This is a genomic window from Akkermansia muciniphila, from assembly GCF_900184965.1.
In the GTDB taxonomy this organism is placed as follows: Bacteria; Verrucomicrobiota; Verrucomicrobiia; order Verrucomicrobiales; family Akkermansiaceae; genus Akkermansia; species Akkermansia muciniphila_A.
This window is the reverse complement of sequence record NZ_FXYA01000215.1, coordinates 88,374-100,456: the sequence shown is the minus strand read 5'-3', so window position 1 is coordinate 100,456 and position 12,083 is coordinate 88,374. Positions and strand designations below refer to the sequence as shown.

Sequence of the window (12,083 nt, the reverse complement as noted above, 5' to 3'; positions counted from 1 at the left end):
CACCCTGTTGACGGCCGTTCAGCAGGGTGCCTCCGCTCCTCCTCTCCGGTAACAAAAATCAAGAAAGGAGAAAATAATGACTGAACTGGAAAAATGCATGGCGGGCGAATGGTACGACTGCCATGACAAGGTGTTTCTGGAATTCAAAAACAAGACGCACCGGCTCCTGATGAAATACAATTCCCTGCCTTACGACCATAAGGAGGAAAAGCGCCAGGTGCTCAAGGAAATGCTGGGCAGCGTCGGCGCCAAGGTCTCCATCGGCCATTCCTTCATCTGCGATTACGGCCGCAACATCCATATCGGGAACAACGTCACCGTCAATACGGGCTGCACGTTCGTGGACTGCAACAGGATCACCATTGGCAACAATGTGCTGATCGCCCCCAACGTACAGATTTACACCGCTACGCACCCCATTGATCTGAATGAACGTCTCACTCCCGTGGAAACGGATGAAGGAATTGAATACATCCGCCATACCTATGCTCTTCCGGTAACAATAGAAGACGGCTGCTGGATCGGCGGCGGCGTCATTATCCTGCCCGGAATTACCATCGGAAAAGGAAGCGTCATCGGCGCCGGCAGCGTGGTTACCAAAAATATTCCTCCCGACAGCCTGGCGGCGGGGAACCCCTGCAAGGTTATTCGTAAAATCAACGGAAGTCGGGAACAATGATCAAGCTGATCGCTTTTGATCTGGACGGAACCATAGGGGACACGGTCCCCATGTGCATCAGGGCATTTGAAAAAGCGGTTTCTCCCTACGCCGGCCACACGCTGAGCGAACGGGAAATCACGCAGACTTTCGGCCTGAATGAAGTAGGAATGATCAAGAAAGTCGCCGGAGAAAAATGGCGGGAAGCTCTCCATGATTTCTACCCGGTTTATGAAAAAATGCATCAATCATGCCCGGCTCCGTATGAAGGCATACGCGAATTGATAGAAACCCTGCAAAAGGCTGGCGTGCTTGTCGCCCTGATTACCGGAAAGGGAGACAAAAGCTGCCGCATTACGCTTGAGCAATTCGGCATGCAAGATTTGTTCTGTTCCGTCAAAACCGGAGCGGAAGACAGGCCCAATAAAGCAGAAGCCATTGAAGAGCTTCTGCATGACTTCCACTTGAACAAAGACGAATTTTACTATATCGGGGATGCGGTTTCAGATGTGGCCGCCTGCAACAAAGCGGGGGTGACCTGCCTGTCCGCCGCCTGGGCAACGACCGCAGACGTCAGCGGATTGAAAAAAGCCAATCCCTCAAAGGTTTTTCCCAGCATAAAGGAATTGACATTATTCCTGTCCATTGAGAAATAATTAGAAGACACTCCTCACTTGGATAAGGAAAACATGATGGGAAAATTTCAAAAACTGGCCCTTCTGATTGATGCTGAAAACGTCGCTCTGGATAAGCTTGAAAGCGTCATTCAGGAAATATCTGCATATGGCCGTATTGTGATTCAAAGAGCCTATGGCGACTGGAGCAAGGAAAGTTTAAAAAACTGGAAAGACTCGCTAAACCGGTTTGGCATAAAAGCGGAGCAGCAATTTAATTATACTCCTAAAAAAAACTCGACGGATATGGCGTTGACTATTGACGCCTTGGATTTATTGTATCAGTCATCTTACGATGCCCTCGCCATTGTTTCGAGCGACTGTGATTTCACTCCCGTTTCCCTATATGTCAGGGAACATGGTGTTTATGTAATTGGTATCGGAGAGAAGAAAACTCCAGAGGCTTTTAAAAAAAGCTGCAATGAATTTATTTTATTAAAAACTGCTGACTCTAAAATAGATAATACACTACAAAATAAGCCTTCTCAATCTGGATCAGAAAAACGAAAAAAAATCCCTGAGTCTATTCATAAATTACTTAAGGAGGCATTTGAAACGCACAAAAAAGAAGGATGGGTAGCCTTATCTCGGGCATCATCTTATATTAAAAATAAACAACCTGATTTTTCTTTAAAAGAATACTATTCCAAATTTTATAAACTCATTCAGGATTTTCCGGAAAAATACAAACTTGAAAAATCGCATACAAAATATCAATGCAAATAAAATTATAGAGTTATCTTCTATAACTATATTCATCTGATTCTATCTTGGAACAGGAAATAAATTCCTGTTTTTTATACGCTCATTTAACGCAAAAACAGTTCCTTCTGCCATGGATACCGGCGCCGTCATCCTCACCACCTTTCTCTCCACCATTCCCGTTTATCTTTTCTTTGCCACGGGTTTCTATCTGCGCCACAAGCAAGTCATCCAGGCAGACCATGACGCGCCCATCATGCGCATCGCGATGGATGTGGCCTATCCCTGCCTCGTCTTCCACAGCATCATGAAGTACATGGTACTCTCCGGAAATGAGACGCTCAGCAGCGTTTCCTTTTCCCTCCAGGCCATCGCAGCCGGGGCCCTGGAACTTCTGCTGGGCATCGCGGCCGCATGGCTGGTCGCGAAAATGCTGCGCATGCGCATCGGCACGGGCCTTCGTACGTTCACCCTGACGGCGGGAGTGCAGAACTACGCTTTTTTCGTCATTCCCATCATCCAGATGCTGTTTGCCGCCGGCAACGATCCCACGCTGGGCGTCCTTTTCGTCCACAATGTGGGGTGTGAACTGGTCGTCTGGAGCATCGGCGTCATCATCATCGCGGGCGGCCCGGGCAATCTGAATATGGGCGTTTTCTTCCGCGGCCCCCTGCTGGCCGTTATCGTGGGCCTGGCTCTTGCCTGGTCCGGTTTGGGAACCTATGTAGCCCAACCGCCCCTGATGAAGACTCTTGAAATGATCGGCAACTGCGCCACTCCCCTCTGCCTGATTCTGTTCGGCTGTTCCATGCGGGATTTGTGGCATAACATGAAATGGGAACCCAAACCCATCATTTGCGGCCTGCTGACGCGCCTGGGGCTGGCCCCCGCGCTGCTGCTCCTGATGGCTTATTTCCTGCCAGTGGATGATTATATCAAGCGCGTCATCATCATCCAGGCAGCCATTCCCTCCGCCGTCATTCCGGTCATTCTGGCTAAACGTTTCGGCGGTCATCCGGATCTGGGCACTCAAATCCTGCTGACAACGACGGTGGCTTCCTTCCTCACGCTGCCCTGCTGGCTGACCCTGGGTTCCACCCTGGTCGTACCATTGTATTAACGGGTGGAACCACGGCATCAATCCCGGGACAGCCTGAAGCGTGCCGCCTGCCCAAAATCCTCCGGTTTTCCGAATGACTCCGTCTTGTTTCCGATGCCCCGCCCCCTGATGGCAAAAGCCGATCCGCAGGATTTGGCGGCGGAACAATCTTACTGCTGAAATATCCGCATTCTTTCCGTCTCCATACCACATTTTCATGCTGAAGCTTCCCCACCTTTGGGTTGACTCCCCGGACAGATATGTATTGAATGGAATCCATGAAATTTCCTGCTCCTTTCTGCGCCGCCCTGCTGCCGGTCCTGTTTTCCTGCGCGGAGCAGGTTTCCCGGATTAAACATGTGCGGGAGGTTCCCTTAAAAACCACGGTGATTCCTGCGGAAGACGTAGGCATGCACCATACCCAGGCCACTTACCTGCTGCACGGCGCCGTCTCCCAGCAACAGCGTCTTCAGCGTCTGGGCCAATACTACTTCGTCACCTGGAACGATGCCAATCCGGAACAGGCGGCAACCCTGGTCATGATGTATCGCCAGGGAAAAACAGGTTCAGCCGTCCTGACGAAATCCATTTCCTATCCTGCCGGGAGAAAAGGCGGCACGCAAAACTCCGTTTTCGAATTTATCGGGGATGAAGCCAAGGGAAAAGGGGAAATCCTCGCATGGAAACTCGTCCTGCAGGACAACCGCGGCAAAATGATTTCCGAACGCCATTCCTATCTGTGGGGGGACGAGTATTGACTCTTCGGCAAAAAACACCAAAGAGCCAATAAAATCATCCGGATATGAAAAATGAACCCCGCAGTGTCCGGCTGCCCCGTCAGCCAAGGCATAGCCGTTCCAGCCTTCAACTCCGTTGATAATCCTCCGCCTCCGGAATATGGGAAAGCTTTACGCTTCCTGCCGTTTGGCACGGCGTCTGCGGACAGCGGCGGCAAGGGTTTCCAGCACTTCCTCCGTCGTCTCCCAGCCAATGCACTGGTCCGTGATGCTCTTGCCGTACACCAGGTCGGAACTCAGCGGCTGGGCTCCTTCCACAATGTTGCTTTCAATCATCACGGCCACAACCTGGTCGGACCCGTTGGATATCTGTTCCGCGATATTGGCGGCTACAGCCGGCTGTTTGCGATAATCCTTGCAACTGTTTCCATGGGAGCAGTCTATCATGATGCGGTTGTTGATGCCGGACTTCTGCAAGGCCGTTACCGCTTCTTTTACATGCTCTTCATCAAAGTTCGGCCCCAGGGAGGAACCGCGCAGAATCAGGTGGCAGGACTTATTGCCCGTAGTGGAAACAATGGCGGAAACTCCCTGCTTGGTCACGGAAAGGAAGCAGTGCGGGCAGGAGGAGGAAACAATGGCGTCCACAGCGATTTGCAGGCTGCCGCTGGTGCCATTCTTGAACCCCACAGGCATGGAAAGCCCGGAAGCCAGTTCACGGTGCACCTGGCTTTCCGTAGTGCGCGCGCCGATGGCGCCCCACGTGATCAGGTCCGCAATATACTGCGGCGTGATGGTGTCCAGGAACTCGGTGGCCGCGGGCACCCCCATGTCCCCCAGGCGCAGCAACAGCCCGCGGGCCATGTGAAGGCCGCGGTTAATGTCAAAGGTATGGTTCATAAACGGGTCGTTGATGAGGCCCTTCCAGCCCACGGTGGTGCGGGGCTTTTCAAAATACACGCGCATAATAATCACCAGATCCTTTTCAAAGCGCGCCATTTGTTCCTTCAGGCGGGAAGCGTAATCCACGGCAGCCTGGGGATCATGGATGGAGCACGGCCCCACCACCACCAGCAGGCGGTCGTCATGGCCGGAAATGATGTTCTCCGCATTCTTGCGGGTCGTAGCCACCATTTTGGCGATCTCCGTGGTCGCCGGATAATCCTTGATTAAAATGGCGGGGGAAATCAGGGGCTCAATGTCTTGAATGCGTATGTCGTCTGTTTTGAACCAGTTCATGTCTGGGGCTTATTGAGAGGTTTTTGAGAGAAGTTGAAAAGAAAAAAATACGGTTTGAAGCCTTTATGCCTGAATATGCCGCGGGGCCTCACGGCCATAAGCCGGAAGCCCCTAAAAAACCGGCGCTGCCTCAAGACAGGAGGCGCTGCCATGCATTACCAGGAAGTCACATTGTCTTCCGTCAATTCCGGATTGTTGATATGGCCGTCCTCCGTGCTGCCCTGCTTGTCCTTGCCGGTGCTGTAAACGGCCACATTCTTGGTCACCATGCGGGAACCGACCTGGACACGGGGAGTGCGGTCGTCAGGGTTGGCATTCAAAATAATGTAATAGGGAGATTCCCAGGGATCCATCAGGCCCACACGGCCGCGGCTTTCGAAGAACAGGCCGGGAGCGCCTTCCACGTCCGTAGTGGTCGTATTAAAATAAGCCGTTTTTCTGGGGTTCAGCTTTCTGTCCTCATCTGCCCGGTCCATGTAATTGGTCAGGATGCTCATGATGCGGCTATCATCGTCCACGGCGGTTGTCACGTAATACTGTCCGTCTTTGCGGGCCTGCTTGGCCATTTCCCGGCCGCTCCAGGCCACGGGAACTCGGCCGTTGTCCAGCATGTAATTTTCCACAGCCGTCTGCAGGCCGTTACAATCGCTCCGCGCCGTCGTAATCTTGGATTTTTCCATCACGCCGTTCACCACCGTCATGGCGATTCCGGCCAGCGTCAAAATAATGGCGATCACCACAAGCAATTCAATCAACGTGAATCCCTTGGATTTACGGTTCAAAAAAGGTGTCTTCATACTTTGCCAAGAGTAGCGCAATTACAGTTCAGGGCAAGCGGAAAACAGCCGGCGCCGTTAATTTCAAAACCTGCTTCCGAAACGGCATACAAACGGAACAAGCCCCGGCACACAAACGCCCCGGCGTCTTCCGACAGCCGGGGCGTTTAAAAAGAATATTCCCTTAGTTGGCGGGAACAGAGGGTTCCGCAGGAGCAGGGGCCGGAGCCACCGGCGCGGAGGAAACCGGAACCTGAGAAGAAGCGGCTTCCGCCTCAGCGGCGCGCTTGCGCAGTTCCTCCTGCTGGAGTTCCTCCGGCGTCTTGGCGGGAACGGAGGCTTCCTGCCTGGCGGCAGCTTTCATCATTTCCGGGCTCAACAGACTTTCCGAACTCTTAACATGCTGACGGTTGATCAGCATACCCAGCACCAGGCAAAGAACCATGAACGCGGTTCCAAAATATACCGTAGCTTTTTTCAGCACATCCGTCGTCCGGGCGCCGAAAGCCTGGTCTGTGATGGCTGCGCCAAAGGCGGCGCCCAGCCCCTCCTGCTTGGGCCTTTGCATAAGCACCACCCCCAGAAGGAGAAGCGATACAACCACCAGGACGGCAAAAAGCAACTGGATGCTGATATTGAGCGAATCTGCTAAAAAAAGGTTCATGAGCGCGGGGAGTATGTGTGAATTCGGATGATTTGTAAAGTCTAGGAAATAATTTCGTTATGTTCGTTGCAGACGATTTTTTTGGGGATGATGGGCTTGTCCGACAAAGCAAAACTCATAATGACCACCCGTTCGCCCGTCTTGATTAAATGGGCTGCGCCGCCGTTCATGATGATGTTCCCCGTGCCGGCAGGCCCCTGGAGAGCATACGTTTCCAGACGGTTCCCTGAGGTGACGGAGGCCACAAGAACTTTTTCTCCCGGCCACAAATCCACGGCGGCCATCAGATCGGCAGGAATTTCAATGCTGCCTTCATACTGCACATCGCCACGGGTAATCATGGCGCGATGAATTTTTGATTTTAACTGCTCAACCAACATGACGTTCGAACAACAAACCCCCGATCGCTCTTCCGGTCAAGCCGTCATCCTCCATTTTACGGTTTTCTGTGTCTTACTCACCACCCTTCAGCACTTTTTCCGCATGGGCGGCATCACGGGCAAGCTGGCTTTTCAATTCTTCCAAAGAAGGGAATTTGATTTCCGGCCTCAGGAAACGGACCGGTTCCACTTCCATCTCCTGCCCGTAAATATCCCCCGGCCAACCGAATAAATGCGTTTCCAGCAAAAGCTCTCCCGCGTCCCCTTCTACGGTGGGACGCACCCCCAGATTGGCTACGCCTCCGTATTTTTTGCCGTCCACCCGGGCGCGCACGGCATAAACGCCATGGGGGGGCTGCAACCCGCAACCGGGCCTCATATTGGCCGTGGGGTAGTCCAGCAGACGCCCCAACCGGCGCCCGTGAATCACCAGCCCCTTCCAGCGGTAGGGACGGCCAAGCATGCCGGCGGCCTGCAAAAAATCCGCCGCGCGCACGGCTTCGCGAATCCGGGTGCTACTTATGCGCTCCCCGTCCCGCAAAATGGGAGGAACGGCCGTCACCCGGAACCCGTAGCGGCAGGACAACAGGCGCAGGGTCTCTACATTCCCGGCCCGGCCGCGGCCAAAATGCCAATCCTCTCCCACGGCAATCTGCGCCACCCGGCAGGAGGAACAAAGTTCCCCGATAAACTCTTCCGGACTCATGGAAGCCAGCCTGGAAGAAAACTCCAGCGACAGCACCGCCTTCACCCCCAGCTCTTCCATCAGAACAAACTTTTCCGCATCCTCCGCTATAATGGCGGGAGGCACGCTTTCCGGCTTCACCTGGGCCAGCGGATGGGTGCGGAAAGTCAGAACAGCGGGAATTCCTCCGTCACGGGCAGCGCCTTCCACCGCTGCGGCAATCACTCCGGCATGCCCCAGATGCACCCCGTCAAACATCCCCATGGCCCAGTGTACGGGGGCGGAAAGGCGTTTTAATTCCTTGAATTCCCGGCAAATGACCATATTGCTACCCGGCAATCAGAATATCCGCCAGCTCCTGCAGGGAAAGCATGGCCCGGAACAGTTCCTCCCTGGGAGCGGTTTTCAGGGTATCCACCGTAATGGCGCGGTCCAGCGTAAAAGAACCGGACCTGGTGCGCCGGAGGGCGCTCAAATGCGCTCCGCAGCCCAGTGCCTTCCCGATATCATAAGCATAGGAACGCACATAAAAACCTTTGGAACATTGAACGGTAAAATCTACTTCCGGAATAGCCATGCGTGAAATCCTGTGGCCGAACACTTCCACAGGCCGCGGTTCCCGCACAACTTCCTGACCTTTCCGGGCCAGCTTGTACAGCGGAACCCCGCCCTTTTTAATAGCGGAAACCATCGGAGGGATTTGTTCAAAAGCGCCGTCAAACCGGTCAAACGCCTCGCGCACGGCCTGTTCCGTCACTCCGTCCACGGAATACTCCGCCACTACTTCTCCCATGGCATCCTGGGAGGAAGTCTCCACGCCCAGCATGAGAGTTCCGGCGTATTCCTTGTGTTCGCACATCAACTTGTCCTGAAGCTTAGTCGCCTTTCCTACCACCAGCATCAGCAGCCCCGTGGCCATGGGGTCCAGCGTGCCGCAGTGGCCTATTTTCTTAATTCCCAGGGAACGCCGCGCAATCGCCACCACATCGTGGGAAGTCATGTCCCGCGCCTTGTCAATCAACAGGACGCCCGAAGGAACCTGGATGGAATCTGAAACATTCATGAAATTTTCTGTCGGAGCACTCGTTCCACTTCTTCCCGCATGGCCTCCAGGATGGTAAGGCGCACTTCGTCAATAGGCCCCCGGATGCGCACTCCGGCGGCCATGGCATGGCCGCCGCCGCCGAAACGGGAGGCAAGCTCCGCAACGGATATTTCAGGAGTCTTGGACCGCAGGGAAATACGGATGCGGGGATCGTCCTCCGTTTCTTCCAGATAAGCGGCCAGCCAGACTCCCTGCACGGAACGCAGAAGGTCTATCAGGCCCTCCGTATCTTCCGGACGGCTTCCGATTCGCGCTTTTGCCTCATTCGTCAGGCAGAATGTGCAAATCCTGCCGTCCGGCGTCAGCTTCATTCCGTTCAGCACTTCGCGCATCAACTGCATTTTCACCCACGGCTTCTCCTGGTAAAGCTGGCGGTTGATGTCCTGGACGTCAACGCCCATCCGGATCAAATCCGCGGCCAGCTCCATGACGGCCGCCGTCGTCATCTGGTACTGGAAAGACCCCGTATCCGTACTGACGGCCACGTAAAGAGCGTCTCGCATCACGGGAGTGACGGAAATACCCAGATACTTGAAAAAATAATACAAAACCGCCCCCGTGGCGCATTCTTCCGGCAAAACGCACTGCACGTCTCCAAACAGCTCATTCGTCCGGTGGTGGTCGATGTTCGCCCACACCTTCACTCCCTCCAAAGCCCTCAGGCTGCGTTCTCCCAGCCTCTTGAGAGCGCCGTTGTCCACGGAAATGGCAACTTCCACGTCCACCGGCTCATCAGGCGTGGGAATGATATTCTCCACACCCAGCATAAAGGCCAGATTGGAAGGCACCCCGTCCTCGTTCATCATCACCACCTTCTTTCCCATCTGCTTCAGGGCCTCCCCCAAAGCCAGCGTGGAACCGATAGCGTCGCCGTCCGGGTGGACATGCGCAATTACCGCAAAACTGCCATGGCTGCGGATCAGATCCGCCAAGGACGCGAATTGAGGACAATGTTTCCAATCTTCCATATGTACTGCCGTGTTTTTATAGAAAAAGCCGCACCTGGACAATCACCAAGTGCGGCTTGAAAAGTCGTACTTAATCCCGGAAGAGGATTACTTCTTGGACTTCATGACCACCGGAGCCACATCCATGGCGGGCTGGTTCAGGTCATTGAACTTGGGAAGGGGGGTCAGGGGCGGAGCGCCCTGATCCTGGCAGCAGCAGGAAGCCATGATGCTCGCCGCGAAAGCGGCAAGAGCCATAACGGTAATCTTCTTCATATGCGTGGTTAAATGATGAGTGATAAAGGATATGAAAATATCTTGGAGCATAAAAGCATACCATGCGGGCGCCCGTCAATCAAATTTGCGAAAATCTCCCAGGGAGGGCCCTTCTCAAAAGGCAAGACGCATAAATCGCTCGCCCGGGGTTATCCGTAATTATAATCTCTGCCAAACTGTATCCCTTTCATGCCCTTTTCCGTCAAAATACTCCGGTTTTTCGGCATTCTCCTGCTGAGCCTCTGCGCGCTTGGCGTGGCCGGCATGACCTGGGCGTACCTGATAGAACCCAATCTTCTGTTTGTCCGGAAAGTGGACTACCGCGTCCCCCAGTGGAAAGGAAAGGGAACACCCGTTAAAATCGTTATTGCTGGCGATTTGCACCTGATGCCCACCGCATTTGATGAAGTGAGGGCTCTGCGCTATGTTCAGAGAATCATGCAACTTCATCCGGACCTGATCCTGCTGGTCGGGGACTATGCCCGGGGAAGCAGCGAAAACGCCAGCATGGATCCCGCTAAGGCCGCCCGGCTGCTGAAAGGCCTGGCTGCCCCCTGCGGAGTCTTCGCTATCCAGGGAAACCATGATTTCACCTTCGGCTGGAACAACTGGAGCAGGGAACTGAAACAGGCGGGAATCACCGTGCTGGAAGACCAGAGCGCTCTTGTCACGTTCAAGGATGGAAGGCGGCTCCAGCTTTCCGGAATACTGGATACGACGCGCAATGCCAGAAGACGGCTTCCTAAACGCCAGTCGCCGGACATCCCCCATTTCCTGCTTTCCCACCGTCCGGAAACGAACCGCATACTTTCCCGTGGAGACGCGGATATCGTCATCAGCGGCCACACCCACGGAGGCCAGGTTTGCCTCCCCTTCGGCCTCCTGCGGTTTGAAGCCAGCCCGGACCACTCCGTACCCTACACTTACCCCTGGCACATCTCCGGCGGCAATACCTATCTGATCACCAAGGGACTGGGAACCAGCACGCTTCCCCTCCGCTTCAACTGCCCTCCGGAGATCTATCTGCTGGAACTGCATTAACCCATTCCCCCGCTAAAATACAGACCCTCCTTTTTCGGTTCTCGCGCCCGCTCTATCCCGGCGCACCCAAGACAAACGAAAAAAACGGACGGATGCCATATTTTCAGACAGGTTGTTGGTCAAACCTTTCCTTCAGCCTTAAAATCTTTCTCGCCGTCAGCCGGTAAATAGGCCGGTAAAGGTGCCTTTTCAAGACGGCCGGGAGCGTTCTTCCTGGCAGCGGGCCGCGCAGCAGCCCGGCTTCACGCATAACCCGTTCGTAACGTTCTCCCTCATAACGCCAATTATACCGCCAGGGCTTGTGCACCCCCTGGTAATGAAGAATGCCCGGTTCCAGAGCCGCTTCCACCGCCTGGCGCGGAGTAACGCCGCGCCAGAACCGTTCCCGGGGATCGTTCTTCAAAATGCGGCGCGTCAGACCGTCATGCCAGTTCCAGCGCGGGTGCAGCGGCACAGTCAGTTCGCACAGGGTTCCATTCAAGGCATCCTGATCCGGGCAAGTCAGCCTGTCCCGGTGAGTGACGGCGTAATCCAGCACAGCCCTGACCAGATTCCTTTCCCGGAAAACATCCACATTCATCAGCAGCACGCCGGAATTGAAATATCCCGTGCAGGTCAGCGGCATCTCGAGACGCTCGTTAAAATGGGAACCGGATCTGGAAAAATTCTCAAACACCACCCCTACCGCTTTCCCGTCCATATCCGTCCGGAACAGCTCCGTTAAATCCCGGCAAACCAAAACGTCAATGTCCAGATACAGAATATTGCCCCGCTCTTCCTTCAATAATTCCGGGATGAACACGCGTCCCCAGGCGGGCACCGGCCATTGTTCCGTATGGGGAAAGTCGTGCTCTTCCAGAATTCCGGAAACGTCTATGAATTCCAGACGGCAATCGAACGGAGCGGCCAGACGCTCCACGCTTGCCCGGTTCTCTCCGTCAATACCGTCGGAAAGCACGTAAATTTTGTAAAAAGTCTCCGGCCCGGCAGTATTCAGGAGAGAAAAAACAGTAACGCTCAAAGGCAGGATTCCCCGATTGTCACTGGCCAGGACGACGGCAAATTCATTCTTTTTCATCGGATCGTTCATTCGGGTGGTG

At 54.3% G+C, this 12,083-nt stretch carries 15 protein-coding genes; 6 read left to right on the top strand and 9 right to left on the bottom strand.

The window, feature by feature from the left end:
• Positions 1–73 precede the first annotated feature (73 nt).
• From CI070_RS11335 to CI070_RS11315, 5 genes are all read left to right on the top strand, one after another.
• A complete protein-coding gene (locus tag CI070_RS11335; RefSeq protein WP_094136723.1) occupies positions 74–679 on the top strand; it encodes a maltose acetyltransferase domain-containing protein in 606 nt (201 codons plus the stop codon).
• The gene (locus CI070_RS11330) at positions 676–1,314 is read left to right on the top strand and encodes an HAD family hydrolase (protein WP_094136722.1); all 639 of its coding nucleotides are present in this window, start codon (positions 676–678) and stop codon (positions 1,312–1,314) included. Before CI070_RS11335 ends, CI070_RS11330 begins: the two co-directional genes overlap by 4 nt.
• Positions 1,315–1,332: 18 nt before the next feature.
• The gene (locus CI070_RS11325; RefSeq protein ID WP_215833645.1) at positions 1,333–2,058 is read left to right on the top strand and encodes an NYN domain-containing protein; all 726 of its coding nucleotides are present in this window, start codon (positions 1,333–1,335) and stop codon (positions 2,056–2,058) included.
• A 109-nt stretch (positions 2,059–2,167) separates the two neighbouring features.
• The gene (locus CI070_RS11320) at positions 2,168–3,154 is read left to right on the top strand and encodes an AEC family transporter (protein WP_094136721.1); all 987 of its coding nucleotides are present in this window, start codon (positions 2,168–2,170) and stop codon (positions 3,152–3,154) included.
• Between the two features lie 257 nt (positions 3,155–3,411).
• Entirely contained in the window at positions 3,412–3,891 is a 480-nt protein-coding gene (locus tag CI070_RS11315) for a hypothetical protein (RefSeq protein WP_094136720.1), read from the top strand.
• Between the two features lie 150 nt (positions 3,892–4,041).
• Here the strand turns inward: CI070_RS11315 and CI070_RS11310 are convergent, their stop codons facing one another.
• The 8 genes from CI070_RS11310 to CI070_RS13685 all read right to left on the bottom strand — a co-directional run bounded on the left by CI070_RS11310 (position 4,042) and on the right by CI070_RS13685 (position 9,942).
• Entirely contained in the window at positions 4,042–5,109 is a 1,068-nt protein-coding gene (locus CI070_RS11310; protein ID WP_094136719.1) for a 3-deoxy-7-phosphoheptulonate synthase, read from the bottom strand.
• 155 nt (positions 5,110–5,264) lie between these two features.
• Positions 5,265–5,906, bottom strand: a complete 642-nt coding sequence (locus CI070_RS11305) for a type II secretion system protein (protein WP_094136718.1) — start codon at positions 5,904–5,906, stop codon at positions 5,265–5,267.
• Positions 5,907–6,069: 163 nt separating this feature from the next.
• Positions 6,070–6,549, bottom strand: a complete 480-nt coding sequence (gene secG, locus CI070_RS11300; protein WP_094136717.1) for a preprotein translocase subunit SecG — start codon at positions 6,547–6,549, stop codon at positions 6,070–6,072.
• A 41-nt stretch (positions 6,550–6,590) separates the two neighbouring features.
• Positions 6,591–6,929: an aspartate 1-decarboxylase gene (locus CI070_RS11295; RefSeq protein WP_012419798.1), complete on the bottom strand. Its 339-nt coding sequence runs from the start codon at positions 6,927–6,929 to the stop codon at positions 6,591–6,593.
• 73 nt (positions 6,930–7,002) lie between these two features.
• A complete protein-coding gene (gene ribF / locus CI070_RS11290; protein WP_094136716.1) occupies positions 7,003–7,938 on the bottom strand; it encodes a riboflavin biosynthesis protein RibF in 936 nt (311 codons plus the stop codon).
• A 4-nt stretch (positions 7,939–7,942) separates the two neighbouring features.
• Positions 7,943–8,677, bottom strand: a complete 735-nt coding sequence (truB, locus tag CI070_RS11285) for a tRNA pseudouridine(55) synthase TruB (protein ID WP_094136715.1) — start codon at positions 8,675–8,677, stop codon at positions 7,943–7,945.
• Positions 8,674–9,651, bottom strand: a complete 978-nt coding sequence (locus CI070_RS11280; RefSeq protein WP_179218445.1) for a DHH family phosphoesterase — start codon at positions 9,649–9,651, stop codon at positions 8,674–8,676. The genes truB and CI070_RS11280 overlap by 4 nt, the downstream gene beginning before the upstream one ends.
• Before the next feature lie 123 nt (positions 9,652–9,774).
• Entirely contained in the window at positions 9,775–9,942 is a 168-nt protein-coding gene (locus CI070_RS13685; protein WP_179218443.1) for a hypothetical protein, read from the bottom strand.
• A 189-nt stretch (positions 9,943–10,131) separates the two neighbouring features.
• On the opposite strand from CI070_RS13685, the gene CI070_RS11270 reads away from it, so the two are divergent.
• A complete protein-coding gene (locus tag CI070_RS11270) occupies positions 10,132–10,983 on the top strand; it encodes a metallophosphoesterase (protein WP_094136712.1) in 852 nt (283 codons plus the stop codon).
• Positions 10,984–11,086: 103 nt separating this feature from the next.
• On the opposite strand, the gene CI070_RS11265 is transcribed toward CI070_RS11270, so the two are convergent.
• On the bottom strand, positions 11,087–12,073 hold the full coding sequence (locus CI070_RS11265; protein ID WP_094136711.1) for a glycosyltransferase family 8 protein: 987 nt from the start codon (positions 12,071–12,073) through the stop codon (positions 11,087–11,089).
• Positions 12,074–12,083 lie beyond the last annotated feature (10 nt).

What these genes read in the sequence shown, in the direction of transcription:
- CI070_RS11330 (WP_094136722.1), top strand. Translation starts at nt 676, where the DNA reads ATGATCAAGCTGATCGCTTTTGATCTGGACGGAACCATAGGGGACACG.
- CI070_RS11320 (WP_094136721.1), top strand. Translation starts at nt 2,168, where the DNA reads ATGGATACCGGCGCCGTCATCCTCACCACCTTTCTCTCCACCATTCCC.
- CI070_RS11315 (WP_094136720.1), top strand. Translation starts at nt 3,412, where the DNA reads ATGAAATTTCCTGCTCCTTTCTGCGCCGCCCTGCTGCCGGTCCTGTTT.
- CI070_RS11310 (WP_094136719.1), bottom strand. Translation starts at nt 5,109, where the DNA reads ATGAACTGGTTCAAAACAGACGACATACGCATTCAAGACATTGAGCCC.
- CI070_RS11305 (WP_094136718.1), bottom strand. Translation starts at nt 5,906, where the DNA reads ATGAAGACACCTTTTTTGAACCGTAAATCCAAGGGATTCACGTTGATT.
- secG (WP_094136717.1), bottom strand. Translation starts at nt 6,549, where the DNA reads ATGAACCTTTTTTTAGCAGATTCGCTCAATATCAGCATCCAGTTGCTT.
- CI070_RS11295 (WP_012419798.1), bottom strand. Translation starts at nt 6,929, where the DNA reads ATGTTGGTTGAGCAGTTAAAATCAAAAATTCATCGCGCCATGATTACC.
- ribF (WP_094136716.1), bottom strand. Translation starts at nt 7,938, where the DNA reads ATGGTCATTTGCCGGGAATTCAAGGAATTAAAACGCCTTTCCGCCCCC.
- truB (WP_094136715.1), bottom strand. Translation starts at nt 8,677, where the DNA reads ATGAATGTTTCAGATTCCATCCAGGTTCCTTCGGGCGTCCTGTTGATT.
- CI070_RS13685 (WP_179218443.1), bottom strand. Translation starts at nt 9,942, where the DNA reads ATGAAGAAGATTACCGTTATGGCTCTTGCCGCTTTCGCGGCGAGCATC.
- CI070_RS11270 (WP_094136712.1), top strand. Translation starts at nt 10,132, where the DNA reads ATGCCCTTTTCCGTCAAAATACTCCGGTTTTTCGGCATTCTCCTGCTG.
- CI070_RS11265 (WP_094136711.1), bottom strand. Translation starts at nt 12,073, where the DNA reads ATGAACGATCCGATGAAAAAGAATGAATTTGCCGTCGTCCTGGCCAGT.